We start from the raw sequence: 18589 nt of genomic DNA on the forward strand, positions 1-18589 counted from the left end.
AGGGCATCAGGCCTTGGCCATCAGACCGATGAACCGGTCGAACAGGTATGCGATGTCATGCGGGCCCGGGCTGGCCTCCGGGTGCCCCTGGAAGCAGAAGGCCGGCTTGTCGGTGCGGGCCAGGCCTTGCAGCGTGCCGTCGAACAGGCTGATGTGCGTCGGGCGCAGATTGGCCGGTAGCGTGGCGGCGTCCACCGCGAAGCCGTGGTTCTGGCTGGTGATGGAGACGCGCTGGTTGTCCAGGTCCTTCACGGGATGGTTGCCGCCGTGGTGGCCGAACTTCATCTTGAACGTCTTGGCGCCGCTGGCCAGGGCCATGATCTGGTGTCCCAGACAGATGCCGAAGGTCGGGATGCCCGCCTCGATCAGTTGGCGAGCCGCCTCGATGGCGTAGTCGCAGGGTTCAGGATCCCCGGGGCCGTTGGACAGGAAAACGCCGTCCGGTTCGAGGTCAAAGACCGCGCTGGCAGGCGTCTGGGCCGGCACGACGGTAATCTTGCAGCCGCGCGAGGCCAGCATGCGCAGGATGTTGCGCTTCACGCCGAAGTCATAGGCCACCACATGGAACTTGGGCGCGGCCTGCTCACCGTAGCCCTTGCCGAGCGTCCATTCAGTCTGCGTCCAGGCCTCTCGCTCGGTGCGGGACACCACCTTGGCCAGGTCCTGGCCAGCCATGCTGGGCGCAGCCTTGGCGCGGGCGATGGCGTCGGCGATGTGGGCGTCAGTGAGGGCTTCGCCAGGCTGGAGCGCCAGGATGCAACCGTTCTGGGCGCCATGGGTACGAAGCACGCGGGTGAGACGACGGGTATCAAGGCCGGCGATCGCCACCGTGCCCTCGTCCTTCAGGTACTGCTGCAGACTGCGCGTCTTGCGGAAGTTGGAATCAAGGACGGGAACTTCCTTGATGATCAGGCCTGCGGCAAAGATCTTCTGGGCCTCGACGTCCTCATCGTTGACGCCGTAGTTGCCGATGTGCGGATACGTCAGGGTGACGATCTGGCGGCAATAGCTGGGGTCGGTGAGGATTTCCTGGTAACCGGTGAGCGAGGTATTGAACACCACTTCGCCAACGGCCTGACCGGCTGCGCCGATCGAGGAGCCCTTGAAGACCGTGCCGTCTGCCAGGGCGAGAATCGCTGAGGGGGAGGAAAGCAGATCGGGCAGCACGGGGTTCTCCGTTATTGTGCACGCCCAGCTCTGCTCTGAAAAAGCCGCCACACACCAAAGGTCTGAGGCGGCTTGTGCGGCCCACGGATGCTGCTGAAGCAACATCAGAAAAGGCCTGAATCCGATGGGGAAACAGTTCGAGTTTCGCTGGGTGCGGGATGGTTGCGGGTAAACCTGCTAAGTATAACCGAGCAGGGTAATTACCAAGCAAGGCGCGGCACAAAAAGTCCCGTTATCAGCGCAAGGGGCATTCGCATGAAACGAACCCTCATGCCGGCACAGAAGGACCAGTTCAGCCCAGGGCCGCAACGCCCGCGCGGGCGATCTGCGCATCCTCGCTGGACTTGACACCACTGACGCCCACGGCACCCAAGCAGAAACCGTCCACCATCACCGGCACCCCGCCTTCAAGCAATCCGGACAGGCCAGGAGCACTGAGGAAGGACACGCGCCCCTGGTTGATCATGTCTTCGTAGACCTTGGACTCGCGGCGCCCCAGCGCGGCCGTGTGAGCCTTGGCCGGTGCAATCTGGGCCGAGATGGCCGCCGCGCCGTCCAGGCGTTGCAGCCACAACAGATGACCGCCATCGTCCACGATGGCGATGCTGACGGCCCAGCTGTTCTTCACCGCTTCGGCTTCCGCAGCGGCGGCGATGCGCTTGACGTCGTCCAGGGTGAGATAAGGCTTTTGCTTCATGAGGAGGTCCCGTGATCTTGAGAATTGCAGACAAGGCCTCACTTTAGCCCTAGGCCACTGCGGGATTCGGCGTGCGGATCGTAAAACAGTCGCGCGCCGCGCCCTAGAATCAGCTGGCCTGCCCATCCAGGGCAGCTTGTCAATGAAACCGGAGAAACTCATGTACGACGTTCAAGGTCAACTCGGCAGCTTTGCCAACGGCCTGGCCGCCGACCGGCAGCGCGTGCTGCGCAATACCTACTGGCTGCTGGCACTGTCCATGGTGCCTACCGTGCTCGGTGCCTGGATCGGCGTGAGCACCGGCATCCTGTCGACGCTTGGCACCGGGGCCAGCTTTATCCTGTTCATGGTGGGAGCCTTCGGCCTCATGTTCCTGGTCGAAAAGACCAAAAACAGCGCGGCCGGGGTAGCCTCGCTCCTGGCCTTCACCTTCTTCATGGGCCTGATGCTTTCGCGCCTGCTGAGCTTCGTGCTGGGCTTCAAGAACGGTCCCTCGCTGATTATGACGGCCTTCGCGGGCACCGGCATCATCTTCCTGGCCATGGCCAGCCTCGCCAGCGTGATCAAGCGTGACCTGTCCGGCATGGGGAAGTTCCTCTTCATCGGCGCCATCATCATGCTTGTGGCAGGCCTCGTGAATGTGTTCCTGCAGTCCTCGGCCCTGATGCTGACGCTGATGGTGCTGTCCATGGCCGTGTTCTCTGCCTTCATGGTGTATGACGTCAAGCGCATCATCGACGGCGGAGAGACCAACTACATCAGCGCCACCCTCGCCATCTATCTGGACATCTACAACGTGTTCCAGAACCTGCTGGCGATGCTGGGCATCTTCGGCGGCGAACGCGACTGACCGTTGACCCGCTGGCACTGAAAAGCCCAGGGTCGCACCAAAGCAAAGGGCTCCGACATCGGAGCCCTTTCTCATGGCGCAGACACCGAAGCTCAGCGTTCGAACATCGCGATGCTCTCCACGTGGGCCGTATGCGGGAACATGTTCACCGCACTCGCCGCCGTGCAGCGGTAGCCGCCGACATTGACCAACAGCCCTGCATCGCGAGCCAGCGTGGCAGGGTTGCAGGACACATAGACAATGCGTTGCGGCGGCTGCCAGCCCGGCGCCAGCGACGGGTCCGCACACAGATCCGCCAGCGCCTTGGCCAGGGCAAACGCACCTTCACGAGGCGGATCCACCAGCCAGCGGTCAGCATGCCCGTCGGCCACCAGCATGGCGGGCGTCATCTCGAACAGATTGCGTACTACGAAGCTCGTCTTGTGTTCCAGCTTGTTGCGACGGGCGTTCTCGCGGGAGCGCTGCACCAGCGCCTCGCTGCCTTCAATGCCCAGGACCTCGCGTGCCTGGGTGGCCAGCGGCAGCGTGAAGTTGCCCAGCCCGCAGAACCAGTCGATCACACGCTCCTGCGGCTGCACCTCCAGTAGGCGCAGGGCGCGCCCTACCAGGACGGTGTTGATGTGATGATTGACCTGGGTGAAGTCCGTGGGCTTGAAGGGCATCACGATGCCGAACTCGGGCAGCGTGTAGGCCAGTTCAATCCCGCCTTCGTCCAGGAGGTGGACGGTGTCCGGCCCCTTGGGTTGCAGCCACCACTGCACATCATGCAGGGCAGCGAAGTCACGCAGGCGCTGCCTGTCGGCCTCGCCCAGCGGCTCGAGGTGTCGCAGTACCAGCGCGGTGATCTGCATCCCGTCCACATCCCCCATGGCCAGCTCGATCTGGGGCAGCCTGTCGCGCTCGTCCATGCTGGCAATCAGGGCGCGCAGGGGCATCAGCAGGTCACTGATCTTCTTCGGCAGGATGCGGCACTGCTGCATGTCAGCGATGTAGCGGCTCTTGCGCTCGTGGAAGCCCACCAGCACCTCGCCCTTCTTCGCGACATAGCGTACCGACAGTCGTGCGCGGTAGCGGTAGCCCCAGGCCGGCCCCTCGATGGGGCGCAGCAAGCGCTCGGCCTTGACCTTGCCCAGGTGCCAGAGATTGTCCTCGACCACCCGCTGCTTCACCGCCACCTGAGCGGACACATGCAGGTGCTGCATCTTGCATCCACCACAGGCCCCGGCATGCAGCCCGAAATGCGGGCAGCCCGGCGACACGCGCTGCGAGCTTTCGCGCCGCAGGGCAACGAGGCTGCCCTGCTCCCAATTGTTCTTCTTGCGGCCGACATGGACCTGGACCTCTTCACCGGGCAGAGCGCCCTCGATGAAGACCACCTTGCCTTCGCTGTTGTGGGCGATGCCCTGCGCCTCGATGTCCAGCGACTCGACCTTGAGCCATTCCGATTGTTGCGTCATGCCCGCGATTATCCCAGGGCTGAGGAAGCTGCCGGGCGCAGCCGTCCCGAAGGACCTCAGAAGATGGCATCGCGGTTGATGCCGTGGCGCATCATGTTGCGCTTGAGCTTGGTGAGGGCCTCGATCTGGATCTGCCTGATGCGCTCACGCGTCAGACCGAGGCGTTGCGCCAGCACGTCCAGCGTTTCGGGCTCCCGGTCAGCGAGACCGTAACGACCGGACAGCACCTCACGCTCGCGCTCGCTGAGCGAAGCCAGGCCGTGAGCCAGCAAGTCCTCGATCTCATGGTTGAGCCGCGACCCCATGGGATCAGGCGACTGCTCGTCGGCCACCAGGTCGACCATGGCCTCGCCCCCCTCGTTTCCACGGTCCACAGGCAGATCCAGGGAACTGGGCAACTCGGCGTAGGCAAGCAGCTCGTTGATCTCACCAACGGGGCGATTGAGCAGGTGGGCGATTTCATCGGCCCGGACCTGCGCCTCGGCCCCCTTCTGGCTGGCCAGGGCCTCGAGCGCGCGCCTCGCCTTGAGTACCTGATTGAGCTCGCGCACGATGTGGACGGGCAGTCGCACCAAGCGCGCCTGGTGCATCAAGGCGCGTTCGATGCCCTGGCGGATCCACCAACTGGCATAAGTTGAGAAACGAAAGCCGCGCTCCGGCTCGAACTTGCCGATGGCGTGCATCAAGCCCAGATTGCCTTCCTCAATGAGGTCACTCATCGGCAGACCGCGGCCCAGGTAGTTCTTGGCGATGCTCACGACCAGGCGCAGGTTGTGCTCAATCATGGCCTGGCGGGCCTCGAAGCTGCCTGCACGCGCCTGCATGGCGGTGTCGAATTCCTGCTGGGGGGTGAGCAGCGGTGTGCGCCGGATGTCCCGCAGATAGGCCTGCAGGGCATTGCCCAGCTCTACTTCGCCCTGAGCCAGGAGTTCGGGCGGCCGTCCCCCTTCGAGGTCCTCGGGGGCAGGCGCGTCGTCGGCCAGCCCAGAGACACCGCCCAGGGGAAGGCGCGGCAGTTCAGGGGCAGATTCCAGAGAGTTCTCCATGATCAGCCCCTTGTGCTAGGCGCGTTCAGCGCGGTGGCAGCACCTTGGCGGGATCCAGGGGCTTGCCACTCTTGCGGACTTCGAAATGAAGCTTGACCTGATCGGCATCGCTTGACCCCATCTCGGCAATTTTCTGACCGCGGTGGACCAGTTGGTCCTCCTTCACGAGCATGGTCTGATTATGCGCATAGACGCTGAGGTAGTCATTCGCATGCTTGACGATGATGGCATTGCCATAGCCGCGCAGCGAGGATCCCACATACATCACGCGACCGCTAGCCGCAGCCAGCACGGCATCACCGGCCTTGCCACTGAGGTCCACCCCCTTGTTGCGGCTGTCGTCAAAGGATTGGATCACCGGACCCGGCACGGGCCAGGCCCAGGCGAGGTCGTCATCAGCATTCTTGGCAGCCGGCACGCTGGCTGCAGCCGTCGCGGAGGACGCAGCAGCGGACGCAGCACTCGCAGGTGCCGACGAGGCGGGAGCGGGCGAGGCAGTGCCGCTCCCGGACGAAGCGGCCGACGCCGCAAGGAGCGGTTTGCTGTCAAGGGGCCGGGTCTCGACCTTGGCCGTGTTCACGGGCTTGGTGCTCACCACCGGATTGGCGCCAGGAGCCACCACCCGCAAGACCTGACCCACTTCGATCAGGTTGGCATTGGGTAGATTGTTCCACTTGACAAGGTCCCGCCAGTTTTGCCCATTGTCCAGCGCGATGCGGATCAGCGTGTCGCCCTGCTTGACCGTGTAGAAGCCAGGCTTACCGGCGTTCTCTGCGCCAGGCAGAAGCTTGGTATCCACGGCAGGCGCCGCTCCCGCATTTGAAGGCGCGGGCGCCGAGGTGGAGGCCTTGTTGGCCGAGCCGACGCTGCGCTCCTCCACCGGCGCACGGTGGGGCGGTACGGCACAAGCTGCCAGCAGGCCCAGCAAGCCCAGGGCTGCGACGCCGCGCAGGCGGCCATCGATCGACATCAACAGTGTCTGCGCCAAAGGCAGCGGGCGGAGTTGGAAAGGCATGTTCTTGCAATCACCCTGAAAGCCCGCCAAGGCGGGACGACATCACAGGGCGAGGCCTTCGCCCTTACATGACGCCGGATTTTAGGGGCACGAAAAGCACTGCCTCATGTTGGGTGCGAACAAATCGTTGACCGCTCGCATCCCGCACGTGATCGACCACCACCAGCACCTGCCCCTTGCCACCCGCCGCCTGCATCGGCGCCACCAGACGACCGCCCGGCGCGAGCTGTGCCAGCCAGGCTGGGGGCAGGTCCTCACCGCCGGCCGCCGCAATGATGGCGTCGTAGGGTGCCGCTGCCGGATCACCCAGGCGGCCATCCCCATGGATGAGCTTCAAACCTGGCACCTGCAGGCGCATGAGCGTCTCCACGGCCTTGTCATGAAGGGACTTCAGTCGCTCGATGCTCACCACCTCATGCGCGAGGCGGGCGAGCACGGCAGCCTGGTAGCCACAACCAGTGCCAATCTCCAGCACTCGACCCAAGCGCCCCTGTTGTCGGGCTCCCTCACCAGCCAGCAGCAGGGCCAGCATGCGCCCTACGACCGAGGGCTTGGAGATGGTCTGCCCATGTCCGATGGGCAGACTGGTGTCCTCATAGGCCTGGATCGCAAGCGCACTGTCGACGAACTCGTGCCGCGGCACATCGGCGAGGGCCTGCAGCACCCGATCGTCCGTCAGTCCTTCGCGCTGCAGCCGCTGCACCATGCGTTGACGCACGCCTGCGGAGTCCAAACCCAGGCCTTGGGGCGCCTGCAGGCGCGCCGCATCTGCGGCGGCCATGTGCAGGTGCGCCTGGGGGCGCAGCACCTCGCGAGCTGGCGTAGATGGGCGGGCCTGGACCTGATCAAGCCCCAGGGGAAAGCGCCTGGGCTTGGGCGTACCTGCGCTCACGGCTGGACTCCAGCCAGCCGCTGGCGCCAGTAAGGCAGCCGCGCATGATCGGTGAGGTCGATTTGCAGCGGCGTGATGGACACCCGGCCGCTGGCGCAGGCGTGGAAATCAGTGCCCTCGCCCGCTTCCCGCGCATCCCCGGCCGGGCCTATCCAGTACATGGATTCACCGCGCGGATTCAGCTGATGAATCAGCGGCTCGCTGGCATGCCGGCGCCCCAGCCGGGTGAGGCTGCGCGGCAGGGCCGCGGCGTCGGGACGATTAGGAATGTTGACGTTCAAAAGAAAGGGCTCGCCCAGACCGCCAGCGATCAGCTCCTCCACCAGCGAGCGCGCCACGGCGGCGGCGGCCGGCAGGTGAGCCCATCCCGACTCGGCCTGGGAAAAGGCCACGGAGGGAATGCCGAAGAGATAGCCCTCCGTCGCCGCAGCCACGGTGCCTGAATACAAGGTGTCATCACCCATATTGGCGCCATTGTTGATGCCGGCGAGCACCAGATCAGGCCTATAGCCCAGCACGCCGGTCAAGGCCAGGTGGACGCAGTCAGAAGGCGTGCCGTTGACGTAGCGAAACCCATTGGCTGCGGCGTAGACCGACAGCGGACGGGAAAGGGTCAAGGCATTGGAAGTGCCGGAAGCATTCTGCTCCGGCGCGATGACGTCGATCTGCCCCAAGCCCTCACAGGCCTTCACCAGGGCCGCCAGGCCAGGAGCCAGGTAGCCGTCATCGTTGGAAATGAGAATCCGCATGGCGCCGATTCTATTGAGCAGCGGCCAGCTTAGGGTCGGGGCTGGCACGGACTTGACTTGCGTCACGCGGGTGACGTCGCAACGTGCGACTTGGCTCTAGCATCCGCCGCATCCCCAGGGCCGACGAGGCTTTGCCCCCCCTGCCGCTTTCGACGCCCCGAACCCGCACCAAGGAGACCCCATGCAAGCCTGGATCAGCCCCGACGCCGCCGGCGTCCAGACCCTTCGCTGGGAGACGCAGCCCACGCCCGAACCAGGTCCCGGCGAGGTCCGGGTCAGGATTCACGCAGCCAGCCTGAACTTCCCAGACTTGCTGATCGTGCAGGGCAAGTACCAGATGCGCCCGCCCCTGCCTTTCGTCCCGGGTGCCGAGTTCTCCGGCATCGTGGACGCCGTGGGCGAAGGCGTGGGGCACCTGAAGCCCGGCGAGCGTGTGGCCGGCTTCAGCGGCACCGGCGCCTTCGCCACGCATGCCTACGTCAACGCCGGGCTGCTGGCACCCTTGCCCGATGCCTTCGAGCTCGACAGCGCAGCCGCATTCATCTGCACCTATGCGACCAGTCAGCACGCATTGATGGATCGCGCCCAGCTGCAGGCTGGCGAGACGGTGCTGGTTCTCGGGGCCGCAGGGGGCGTCGGCACGGCAGCCATCCAACTGGCCAAGGCGGCAGGCGCGCAGGTGATCGCCGCCGCGTCCAGCGCCGCGAAGTGCGAGCGCTGCCTGTCCCTTGGCGCCGATCACGTCATTGATCTCTCCAGGCAGGAGCTGCGAACCTCACTGAAAGAACTGACGAATGGCCGCGGCCCGGACGTCATCTACGACCCCGTGGGCGGGGAGCTCAGCGAGGCCGCGTTTCGCTCCATTGCCTGGCGCGGCCGACATCTGGTGGTGGGCTTTGCGCAAGGCCAGATCCCGACCCTCCCCCTCAATCTCTGCCTGCTCAAGGGCGCGGCTCTGGTCGGCGTCTTCTGGGGCGAGTTCGCCAAGCGCGAACCACAGCGCAACGCCGCCATGATGGGTGAACTCGTGCGCCTGCATCTGGCCGGACGCATCGTCCCGGTGATAGACCAACGCTTTCTCATGCGCGATCTTCCCGCCGCCTTCGAGCGCATGCGGTCACGTCAGGTAACGGGCAAGATCCTGCTGCTCAACGAGCACTGAAGCACGCTTAGGGCGCGCGCGACGCCTGAAGGACGGGAGCGGAATAGGCGCGGCCGCGATCTCACAGCACGTCTTTCGCGAAAGGGAAACAGGTGCTTGTCGACTCCCCGCTTTCAGGGGCTTTGCTAGAGGGGCCAGTGCGCTAGGATGCAGTTCTTCTGAGCCCATCGGACCATGGCCGTCAAAGTACTCATCCTCGAAGACAACCCCGTTGCCCGCAGCTTTCTTTGCCGCGTGGTGAGGGAGAGCTTCAGCGACACCATGGAGCTCGTCGAAGCGGGGGACCTGGAGGGCGCTCGCAAGCAATTGGCTCGTGTGGCCTCGCTGCCACCGGAACAAGGCTTCCGCCTAGTCTTGGTCGATCTGGAATTGCCTGATGGCAACGGCATGGAATTGCTGGCCGAGATCGCCAGCAGCCCCGCCATCAAGATCGTCACCACCCTGTATTCAGATGATGACCACCTCTTCCCTGCACTGCAGTGCGGCGCTGATGGCTATCTGCTGAAGGAAGACCGCTTCGAAGTCCTGGTGGAGGAGCTGCAACGCATCGTGCGCGGACAGCCGCCACTGTCGCCTGCCATCGCGCGGCGCCTGCTGTCGCATTTTCGGCCTGGCGCTAGCGGGGACAGCGGGCCCATGGGACTGAATTCCGGCTTCGGTGCCCTGACCAGTCCGGGTGGCTTCTCCAACAGCCGCAGCGTTGCCCTGGACCCGGCCCCAGAGTGGGAACGCCTGACGCCTCGAGAGAACGAGGTACTCACCTATCTCAGCAAGGGCTTCACCATCAAGGAAATCGCCAATCTCATGGGCATCAAGTGGTTCACCGTCAATGACCACATCAAGTCCATCTACAAGAAGCTGAATGTCTCCAGCCGCGCCGAAGCGGCCGTGCTGGCCAGCAAGCAAGGGTTGGTCTGAGCCTCGAACTGAGGGCCGCTGCGGGCTGCCAGTTGGCACGGCAATGGACGCATGGGCAGCAGAACGACAAGCAGCCCACACGCAAAGCAAAAGGCGCCATAGGCGCCTTTTTCATTTACCGTCATGCGACGCTAGCCTGCGACGCAGCCACGGGCTGCCTGCCCCTTGATCCAGGGCACTGAGCCCCTCATTCATCAAAGCATGCGACCGATCTGGCACTGAATGATCTGTGAGCGCAGCTCTGCACAGGGCAAAAGGAGAGCGCTGCACCCGCGCATGGGCACACACGGAGCACGCATACACAGACACTCATACACGGATGCCCATGGCGGTACACACGGACGTACATGCATGGGATGGACATGGTCACAGACATGTCACGCCCAAACGTGCACCCGGTCGAACCAAGCAACAGGTGCCACAAAGCAAAACGGCGACAAGAACCTGAATTCTTGTCGCCGTTCACTTATCCGGTGGGGTGGCTGATGGGACTCGAACCCACGACAACCAGAATCACAATCTGGGACTCTACCAACTGAGCTACAGCCACCGGTGAAGCCTTAGATTATAAGCAGTATTTCATTTGCTTGGGAAGAGTTTTCTTAAAAACTTTTCCAGACGCCCTGATCAATTCGATGCCGGAGCCGATGCGGCCGTCGCCGAAGCCTTGACCGAGGTCTTGAGCTGAGCCTTCAGGGCCTTGAAATAGGCGTCGGCCTCGGCCGCACTCCAGGCCTGGGCGTATTGCTGCGCTGTGCGCAGTGGATCAGCCACCTGCGCGTCGCGCGGCAGGATCTGTGTCACCGCGGCAATGACATAGCTCCCGTCGCCAGCCTCAACACCCACGACGCTGGGCAGCTTGCCGGCATCGGCCTGCAGAATGGCATTCAGCACCTTGGGCGACAGCTTGCCAGCCTGGATGCGAGACACCGTCTGAGCCGCCTGCAACGACGCCAGGTCACCCGAAGCCTTCAGGGCAGCCAGCTTATCGGCCCCTGCCTTCACGGCCAGGGCAGCCGCTTGCTTGGCAACCAGCAACTGCGTGACCTGCGCCTTGACGTCGTCAAAGGCAGGCATGCGCACCGGCTTGTACTCGACCACATGAGCTGCCACAAGCTGACTGGGGCCGAATTCCACGGCTTCTGTATTGCGCTTGTTCTGCAGCGAGTCGTTGCTGAAGACAGCTTCCAGCAGCTTGGCCGAGGCCAGCGGGCCTTGCGCGTCCGCCGAAGGCTTGCGCTGGACGGTGGCCGTGCGGATGCCGAGCTTGAGCTTCTCGGCGATGGGCTTCAGGCTGTCAGACTGCTCGTAGACCGTATTGCTGAAGGTCTCGGCAAGCTCTGAATAGCGCTTTTGGGCCAGTTGCCTGCGAACGTCGTCCTCGATTTCTGCGCGCACACTCTCGAAGGACTTGGTATCTCCACCACGCACGGCAGTCAGCTGGATGATGTGGAAGCCGAAGTCACTCTCCACCACCTTGCTGATCTCGCCCGGCTTGAGTGCATAGGCCGCCTCCTCGAAAGGTTTGACCATGGCGCCGCGAGGGAAGAAGTCCAGATCCCCGCCTCGGCTGGCAGAACCTTCATCCTGAGAGTTCTGGCGGGCCAGGTCAGCGAAGCTGGCAGGCGCCTTCTGCACTTGGCCCAGCAGTTCCTCGGCGCGGGCGCGTGCCTTGGCCTTCTCGGCTTCAGGAGCAGCCTTGTCGGCCTTGATCAGGATGTGACTGGCACGGCGCTCCTCTGCCACCGTGTAGCGGCTGCGGTTCTGCTCGTAGTAGTCCTTGAGGTCCTTGTCAGCGACAGTGACGCCAGCCTTCAGGGCTTCGACGTCCAGCACCACGTACTCGATCTGGGCCACTTCCGGCAGCTGGAACTTGCTGGCATTGGCGGGATCCTTGAAGTAGGCCTCCACCTCGGCGTCAGCTGGCTTGACCTGTGCAGCGAACTCAGCAGGGTTGACGGTCAGCAGGCGCACTTCGCGACGCTGGAAGAAGGCATCAAAGGCCTGCGCCGACAAGGTACTGCCGCCAATGGCGGAGTTGGTCACGCCACGCAGCACCTGCTCCTGGGCCATGCTGTCGCGCAAGCGGCGCTCGAACATCTTGCCGTTCATGCCCTGCGCCGTCAGGAGGGCCGTGTTCAGAGTGCCATCCGGCTGACGAACAGCTGCGAACTGCGGATCGCTCAGGAAGACATGCTTGAGCTGCTCATCCGACACCTGCCAGTGCTGCTGACGTACGGCAGCCTGCATCACGCGCTCGCGAACGAGGTTGTCCAGCGACTGCTGGCGCGCCTCGGGCGAGTCCAGCAGCTTGGGATCCAGGTTGGGCATCTGCTGGCGCAAGCGCTCGGACTGCTGACGATGTGCAGCATCCCATTCGGCACGCGTGATCTTCTGACCATCGACCTGAGCCACCGCGGCATTGCTGCCGTCCATGAAGTTGCTGTAGCCATTGACCCCCAGGGCCACGAATGACGGCAGGATCAGGACCAGCAGAATCAGCTGGAACAGGCGGTTGTGCTTGCGAACGAAATCAAACATTCAAAACCTCGGAAGGGCCGAAGACGGACACCCCGTACTGGCGGATCACAGGGCCTGGAAAGAGGCCGCATCAATTGCGACAAAGGCGAACCGGAGTTCGCCTTTGCTGCGTGGGATTTTATCCCGCACCTGCCGCACGCGCCGCAAAGCGCAAACCGTGGGTGCAAAGAGTGGTGGGTGCTAACGGGCTCGAACCGCTGACATCTTCCGTGTAAGGGAAGCGCTCTACCAACTGAGCTAAGCACCCTGAAATCAGGTATTCAGTTCACCGCGTCCTTGAGCGCCTTGCCGGGACGGAACTTGGGCACTTTGGCCGACTTGATCTTGATCGTATCGCCAGTGCGAGGGTTGCGTCCGCTACGGGCAGCGCGCTTGGTCACGCTGAAGGTGCCGAAGCCTACCAGAGAAACCGTGCCGTTTTTCTTGAGCGTGGTCTTCACACCGCCGATCAGGGCTTCCAGCGCTCGGGCTGCGGCGGCCTTGGAAATGTCGGCCTGCTTGGCGATGTGTTCGATCAATTCAGACTTGTTCACAAACCTACCCCTCAACAACATGCCTGGACGCGCAGGCGCTCGCAATGGATGCCTCGACCACGACGAGCCGGCGCCGCATGGCAGCAAGCGCCCGTCGGGGAAGCGGATTCTAGACCGAATCAGCCAGCGGCCCGGACGGGTACAAGCCCGAATGTCATGCCGGGCCGCGCTGGGCGGCCCTCATTTGACGGGCATGGCACCCTCCCGGCAGGGGGGGGGCCGGCGGGGGCGCCGGCAGCAGGCCGACAAGGGCGCTCAGCGCGCCTTGGCACGGATCTCAGGCACGGCCTTTTGCAGGTAATAGACCATGGACCAGATCGTGAGCACCACGGCCGCAAGAATCAACCAGGTGCCCCACACCCGCGTGGGGATGAGGCCGAAGAGCCGGCCGTCGTACAGAAGGAAGGGGATGGCGACCATCTGCACCGTCGTCTTGAGCTTGCCCACCATGTGCACCGCGACGCTGCGCGAAGCGCCAATCTGCGCCATCCATTCACGCAGGGCCGAAATGGCGATCTCCCTGCCGATGATGACCAGCGCAACCAGCGCATTGACCCGCCCAAGCTCCAGCAGGATGAGCAGGGCAGCGCAGACCAGGAACTTGTCGGCCACGGGATCCAGGAAGGCACCGAAGGACGAGGTCTGGTTCAGCTTGCGAGCCAGATAGCCGTCGAGCCAGTCGGTCAGAGCAACCAGCACAAAGAGCGAGGTGGCAAACAGGTTCTGGTGCCCCGGCGCGATGTCCAGGTAGAACACGCCGACGATCAGCGGAATCGCGACGATGCGCGCCCAGGTCAGCAAGGTTGGCAGGGTCAGAAACATGGGCGCATTGTGCCCGAGGCGGAACGGCCTTCAGGCCTGTACGTTGTTGCAACGATGCTGCGCTCAGTCATCCAGCGTACGCGGCTTGAATCTGCGCTGGTCGTTGAAGAGAAAGGTCTCGCTGAACACCCAGGGCTTGGGCAGGCCCGAGACGTTGCCGAAGGGCGCCGCACGATGCACGGCATCCATCGCCAACTGCACCGTGTCCAAGGCCTGGCCGGGCTTGCGCAATACCTTGATGTGGCGGACATGACCGTCGACCGCCAACTCCACTTCAAGCACGGGAATGGCTAGCAGCACTTCCGGCACCGTGCCCATGTAGCTGCGCTCGGGGTTGGCCGCGACCAGGCGCTGCGCCGCCTGGCGCCTCAACTCGGCATGGGAGCGGGGCGTCCTGGGCGGGCCCAGCGTCGCGGGTGCGCCGCCGGCCCCCTTGCCCGAGGCGGACGATGGTGAAGCCGCCGCACCCTGACCTGGCAGGGGTGCCGGCGACGCGGCGGGCGCCCTGCTTCCGGCCGGCGTAGAGGGTGGCGAGTTGCTGCACCCGGCCAGCACCAGCAGCAGTGCCAGCCCGGAACCCGCCACGCAGCGGTAGCGCGGCGGCTGCGATGGGGATGCCCGCGCAGGAAGGCCTGGCGGCTTGTCAATGCAGGACACGATAAATCTCCTCTGCCAATTCACGCGAGATGCCCTTGACGCTGGCGATGTCCTCAATGCTGGCCGCTGCCACACCGCGCACACCGCCGAAGCGCTGCAGCAGCTGTGCGCGCTTCTTGGGCCCCACGCCTGGCACGTCCTCCAGGCGCGAGCCGCCGGTGCGCACCGCCGCCCGTTTGGCCCGCATGCCGGTGATGGCGAAGCGGTGGGCCTCATCGCGGATCTGGGCCACGAGCATGAGGGCCGCCGAATCTCGCCCCAGGTAGACCTTCTCCCGGCCGTCGGCGAATACCAGCTCTTCCAGGCCGACCTTGCGACCCTCGCCTTTCTCTACACCGACCAACAGGCCGAGGTCCAAGCCAAGCTCCTCGAACACTTCGCGCGCCATGGAAATCTGCCCCTTGCCACCGTCAACCAGCACCAGGTCTGGCATGCGCCCTGTGCCCAGTTGAACAGCCTCGGCAAGTTTGGCGTAACGGCGCGTAAGCACCTGACGCATGGCGGCATAGTCATCGCCTCCCGTGATGCCCTCGATGTTGTAGCGGCGGTATTCGCTGCTGACCATCTGATGCCCCTGGAAGACGACGCAGGAAGCCTGCGTGGCCTCTCCGGCAGTGTGGCTGATGTCGAAGCACTCGACCCGGAAGGCATCCAGATCGGCCACATTGAGATCCAGCGCCTCTACCAGGGCGCGGGTCCGCGCCTGTTGCGACCCCTCCTCGGACAACAGGCGCGCCAGTGCCAACTCTGCGCCCTTTATGCACATATCCTGCCAAATCCGTCGCTGGCCCCGAGGTTGGGCCTGCACCGTAACCTTGGCACCTTGCTGCGCACTCAGGGCTGCAGACAGGCCCTCGTCCACCGCCTCGCTGACCACGATCAGCGACGGCACTGCAGCCTCCAGGTAGTGCTGAGCCATGAATGCCTCCAGCACCTGCCGCTCGGGACTGGGTCGGTTGTCTGCCGCGCCCTCACCGGCAACATCATCATCCTCCATGAACAGTTGGGTGCCCTCCTCCACATGCTTGGGGAAGAAAGCGCGGTCACCCAGATGGCGCCCGCCGCGCACCATGGCCATGTTGACGCAGGCCCGCCCGCCCTGGACCTTGACGGCCAGCACGTCAACATCGCGGTCCCTGCCGGTGGCACTGCTCTCGTCCACAGCCTGCTGCTGGAGCACCCTGGACAGGGCGCTAATCTGGTTGCGTACCTCGGCCGCCTGCTCGTACTGAAGTGCTTCAGCATGCGCCATCATCTGTGCCTGCAGGCCCTGCATGACCTCATCGGTCTCACCCAGCAGGAAGCGTTCAGCATTGCGCACGTCGCGTGCATAGACCTCGCCCTGGTTCTCAGGTACGCAGGGCCCCGAACAGCGGCGGATCTGGAACAGCAGGCAGGGGCGACTCCGGTTATTGAAGACGGTGTCCTCACAGGTCCGCAGGCGAAACACTTTTTGAATCAGCTGTATCGATTCCTTGACCGCCCATGCACTCGGATACGGCCCGAAGTAGCGATGGCGCCGATCCACGCTGCCTCTGTAGTAGCTCACCCGCGGATAGGCATGCGCGCTGAGGCGCAGGTAGGGGTAGCTCTTGTCATCGCGGAACAGGATGTTGAAGCGAGGGTTCAGCGCCTTGATCAGGTTGTTTTCCAGCAGCAGGGCTTCCGCCTCGGTGCGCACCACCGTGGTCTCTAGCCTGGCGATGCGCGCCACCATGAGACCGATGCGAGTCCCCCCATGGTTCTTCTGGAAGTAGCTGGACACCCGCTTCCTCAGGTTCTTAGCCTTGCCGACATACAACACCTGGTCCTGGGCGTCGAAGTAGCGATAGACCCCCGGCAGTCCCGGCAGGGAGGCAACCTCGGCCAACACCCGCTCGCGCACCGCCAGCGCAGCAGCCTCCACTTCGGCAACCCTTTTCGCCTCGGCGCGCTCCACTGCCTCGCGCTCCTCGGCCCAGGTCGAGATCTGCGCTTCACCCAGGGTCGCGACGCCCGCAGCCGGCATCGCAACCTGCCCGTCGAGTTGCCCTCCGGTGGCGCGTTCCGCCCCTTCAGGCGTTTCATCGCTCGACACTGGCCCCGGCTTCTTCTTGCTCATGGGCGCGATTGTGCCGCCACAGATAATGACCCAATGGATTTGCGAGACTGGGACGTGTTCTGCCGCGTCATCGACAACTACGGCGATGCCGGCGTCTGCTGGCGCCTGTGCAGGGATCTAGCCCGGCGCGGCCATCGAGTCCGGCTATGGATAGACGATGCGCGGCCCCTGCACTGGATGGCCGAGCCCGACGACCTCGACATCGTACGGGTCATGGCCTGGAGCGATGCTCCCCCTCGTTTTGAGGCCCATCCCTCAGGCATCGTGATCGAGGCTTTCGGCTGCGAGCTTCCGGACGCCGTGAAGGCGCGCATGGCGGCTGCGTCCCCCGCCCCCCTGTGGATCAACCTGGAGTATCTCAGCGCCGAGAGCTATGTAGAGCGCAGCCATGGACTGCGCTCGCCTCAATGGCAAGGCCCCGCCGCCGGGCTGGAGAAGTTCTTCTTCTACCCGGGCTTCACGCGTCGTACCGGCGGACTGCTGCGCGAGCGCGGACTGATCGAAACCCTGGAGGCCAGCGACCGCGACCATTGGCTGGGGCAACAGGGCATCACGCGGCAAGCGGATGAACGCCTGGTCAGCCTTTTCTGCTACGACAACCCTGCCCTGCCGCGCCTGCTGCAGTGCCTGGCCGGAACGCCGACCCTGATTCTTGCCTGCCCCGGGCCAGCCAGCCGCATGCTCAGCGCCTTGCAGACGGCAACTGCAATGCCACCAGGGCTGCGGGTCCAGCACCTACCCTTCCTGACACAAGACAACTTTGACCAGTTGCTGCGCGCCTGCGACCTCAATCTGGTTCGTGGCGAAGACTCTTTCGTGCGTGCCCAGTGGGCTGCTCGACCCTTCGTCTGGCACATCTACCCGCAGGAGGATGGCGCCCACGACGCCAAGCTGCAAGCCTTCATGGACAAGGCCTTCGCGGGCATGGAGACCCGCCAAAGCGCCGGCTGGCAGGCCTTGTGGCGCGGCTGGAACGGCCTGGGCCCAGGGGCAGACGCAAGCACCCCGCTGCTCCTGCCCCCCTTGCCAGCAGCCGAAGCCGCCTTCCGGGACTGGCGGTCAGGACTGTTGACGCAGGTCGACCTTGTCACGCAATTGCTGGGTTTCCTGGAGCGATGAGTCGGCTGCATGCCGCGCCGCCCAATCACTTCGGGCTAGAATAGGCAGCTTTGCCGCGTCGACCCCTGCCTTTAGCTTCTTGTCTGGAGTCCCGGGTGCGCGAGCTGCGATGCAAAGCTGAGGCCCAGGCGGCACGGCACCAGCATCGCCCAGAGGTAGCACTCAATACACCGCTCCCATTCAAGACATCAGCAAGACAACACCATGAAACTCGCTCAGGAAATCCGCGCCGGCAACGTGATCATGCAGGGCAAGGACCCGATGGTCGTTCTGAAGACCGAATACAGCCGTGGCGGCCGCGGCGCCGCCACCGTGCGCATGAAGATGAAGAACCTGCTGAATGGCGCAGGTGCTGAAGTCGTCTTCAAGGCCGACGACAAGATGGACCAGATCATCCTGGACAAGAAGGAGTGCACCTACACCTACTTCGCTGACCCGATGTACGTGTTCATGGACACCGAATACAACCAGTTCGAGGTGGAAGCCGAGAACATGGGCGACACCCTGAACTACCTCGACGACAACATGGCCGTCGAAGTGGTGTTCTACGACGGCAAGGCCATCTCCGTCGAACTGCCCACCACCGTGGTTCGCGAGATCGAGACTGAGCCTGCCGTCAAGGGCGACACCTCCGGCAAGGTCATGAAGCCCGCCCGCGTGAAGGGTACCGGCTTCGAGATCCCCGTGCCCCTGTTCGTGGAAAACGGCGACAAGATCGAAATCGATACGCGCACCAACGAATACCGCAAGCGCGTTTGAGCCTCGCTCAATGCCAACCACAAGGGCGCCTCCGGGCGCCTTTTGTTTTGCGCGCCGCCTGCTTGACGCAGGAGCCCCCAGCCCCAGCCATTCTCGACGCCCCT

17 protein-coding genes and 2 tRNA genes are annotated in these 18589 nt (G+C 64.1%); 5 read left to right on the top strand and 14 right to left on the bottom strand.

From position 1 onward, the window contains the following. Window positions 1–6: 6 nt before the first annotated feature. Both carA and ACS5PK_RS15470 read right to left on the bottom strand, forming a co-directional pair. A complete protein-coding gene (gene carA / locus ACS5PK_RS15465; RefSeq protein WP_439441154.1) occupies window positions 7–1167 on the bottom strand; it encodes a glutamine-hydrolyzing carbamoyl-phosphate synthase small subunit in 1161 nt (386 codons plus the stop codon). Window positions 1168–1459: 292 nt separating this feature from the next. Next, complete coding sequence (locus tag ACS5PK_RS15470) at window positions 1460–1864, bottom strand: GlcG/HbpS family heme-binding protein (RefSeq protein WP_439441155.1); 405 nt, start codon at window positions 1862–1864, stop codon at window positions 1460–1462. Between the two features lie 160 nt (window positions 1865–2024). Between ACS5PK_RS15470 and ACS5PK_RS15475 the strand changes: the two genes are divergently transcribed. Further along, entirely contained in the window at window positions 2025–2714 is a 690-nt protein-coding gene (locus ACS5PK_RS15475) for a Bax inhibitor-1/YccA family protein (RefSeq protein WP_439441156.1), read from the top strand. Window positions 2715–2806: 92 nt separating this feature from the next. On the opposite strand, the gene rlmD is transcribed toward ACS5PK_RS15475, so the two are convergent. The 5 genes from rlmD to surE form a co-directional block, all read right to left on the bottom strand. Continuing rightward, window positions 2807–4171 carry a 23S rRNA (uracil(1939)-C(5))-methyltransferase RlmD gene (rlmD, locus tag ACS5PK_RS15480; protein WP_439441157.1) on the bottom strand — a complete coding sequence of 455 codons (1365 nt, stop codon included), beginning with the start codon at window positions 4169–4171 and terminating at the stop codon, window positions 2807–2809. Between the two features lie 56 nt (window positions 4172–4227). Beyond that, window positions 4228–5217, bottom strand: a complete 990-nt coding sequence (rpoS, locus tag ACS5PK_RS15485; protein ID WP_439441158.1) for an RNA polymerase sigma factor RpoS — start codon at window positions 5215–5217, stop codon at window positions 4228–4230. Between the two features lie 25 nt (window positions 5218–5242). Continuing rightward, on the bottom strand, window positions 5243–6187 hold the full coding sequence (locus ACS5PK_RS15490) for a peptidoglycan DD-metalloendopeptidase family protein (RefSeq protein ID WP_439441259.1): 945 nt from the start codon (window positions 6185–6187) through the stop codon (window positions 5243–5245). Between the two features lie 109 nt (window positions 6188–6296). Further along, entirely contained in the window at window positions 6297–7124 is an 828-nt protein-coding gene (locus ACS5PK_RS15495; protein ID WP_439441159.1) for a protein-L-isoaspartate(D-aspartate) O-methyltransferase, read from the bottom strand. Further along, window positions 7121–7873, bottom strand: coding sequence for a 5'/3'-nucleotidase SurE (gene surE, locus ACS5PK_RS15500; protein ID WP_439441160.1), 753 nt, complete (start codon window positions 7871–7873; stop codon window positions 7121–7123). Before surE ends, ACS5PK_RS15495 begins: the two co-directional genes overlap by 4 nt. A gap of 181 nt (window positions 7874–8054) precedes the next feature. Here surE and ACS5PK_RS15505 point away from each other — a divergent pair, with 181 nt between their 5' ends. Together ACS5PK_RS15505 and ACS5PK_RS15510 are read left to right on the top strand one after the other, a co-directional pair. Further along, on the top strand, window positions 8055–9035 hold the full coding sequence (locus ACS5PK_RS15505) for an NADPH:quinone oxidoreductase family protein (RefSeq protein ID WP_439441161.1): 981 nt from the start codon (window positions 8055–8057) through the stop codon (window positions 9033–9035). A gap of 174 nt (window positions 9036–9209) precedes the next feature. Beyond that, window positions 9210–9953 (top strand): LuxR C-terminal-related transcriptional regulator, encoded by a 744-nt coding sequence (locus ACS5PK_RS15510; protein WP_439441162.1) that lies wholly within the window; start codon window positions 9210–9212, stop codon window positions 9951–9953. A 474-nt stretch (window positions 9954–10427) separates the two neighbouring features. Here the strand turns inward: ACS5PK_RS15510 and ACS5PK_RS15515 are convergent. The 7 genes from ACS5PK_RS15515 to uvrC form a co-directional block, all read right to left on the bottom strand. Further along, window positions 10428–10503, bottom strand: a tRNA-His gene (locus ACS5PK_RS15515). 77 nt (window positions 10504–10580) lie between these two features. Then, complete coding sequence (locus tag ACS5PK_RS15520) at window positions 10581–12494, bottom strand: SurA N-terminal domain-containing protein (protein WP_439441163.1); 1914 nt, start codon at window positions 12492–12494, stop codon at window positions 10581–10583. Window positions 12495–12665: 171 nt separating this feature from the next. After that, window positions 12666–12741 (bottom strand) — tRNA-Val (locus ACS5PK_RS15525). A 13-nt stretch (window positions 12742–12754) separates the two neighbouring features. Further along, complete coding sequence (locus tag ACS5PK_RS15530) at window positions 12755–13027, bottom strand: HU family DNA-binding protein (RefSeq protein ID WP_439441164.1); 273 nt, start codon at window positions 13025–13027, stop codon at window positions 12755–12757. Window positions 13028–13282: 255 nt separating this feature from the next. Beyond that, window positions 13283–13849: a CDP-diacylglycerol--glycerol-3-phosphate 3-phosphatidyltransferase gene (pgsA, locus tag ACS5PK_RS15535; RefSeq protein ID WP_439441165.1), complete on the bottom strand. Its 567-nt coding sequence runs from the start codon at window positions 13847–13849 to the stop codon at window positions 13283–13285. A gap of 63 nt (window positions 13850–13912) precedes the next feature. Beyond that, window positions 13913–14506, bottom strand: coding sequence for a hypothetical protein (locus ACS5PK_RS15540; protein ID WP_439441166.1), 594 nt, complete (start codon window positions 14504–14506; stop codon window positions 13913–13915). Continuing rightward, window positions 14493–16607, bottom strand: coding sequence for an excinuclease ABC subunit UvrC (uvrC, locus tag ACS5PK_RS15545; RefSeq protein WP_439441167.1), 2115 nt, complete (start codon window positions 16605–16607; stop codon window positions 14493–14495). The genes ACS5PK_RS15540 and uvrC overlap by 14 nt, the downstream gene beginning before the upstream one ends. 33 nt (window positions 16608–16640) lie before the next feature. Between uvrC and earP the strand changes: the two genes are divergently transcribed. Continuing rightward, a complete protein-coding gene (gene earP / locus ACS5PK_RS15550) occupies window positions 16641–17726 on the top strand; it encodes an elongation factor P maturation arginine rhamnosyltransferase EarP (protein ID WP_439441168.1) in 1086 nt (361 codons plus the stop codon). Between the two features lie 204 nt (window positions 17727–17930). Beyond that, window positions 17931–18485, top strand: coding sequence for an elongation factor P (efp, locus tag ACS5PK_RS15555; protein ID WP_439441169.1), 555 nt, complete (start codon window positions 17931–17933; stop codon window positions 18483–18485). The last annotated feature ends 104 nt before the right edge of the window (window positions 18486–18589 follow it).

Source organism: Roseateles sp. DB2, assembly GCF_051857535.1.
Classification (GTDB): domain Bacteria; phylum Pseudomonadota; class Gammaproteobacteria; order Burkholderiales; family Burkholderiaceae_C; genus Roseateles_B.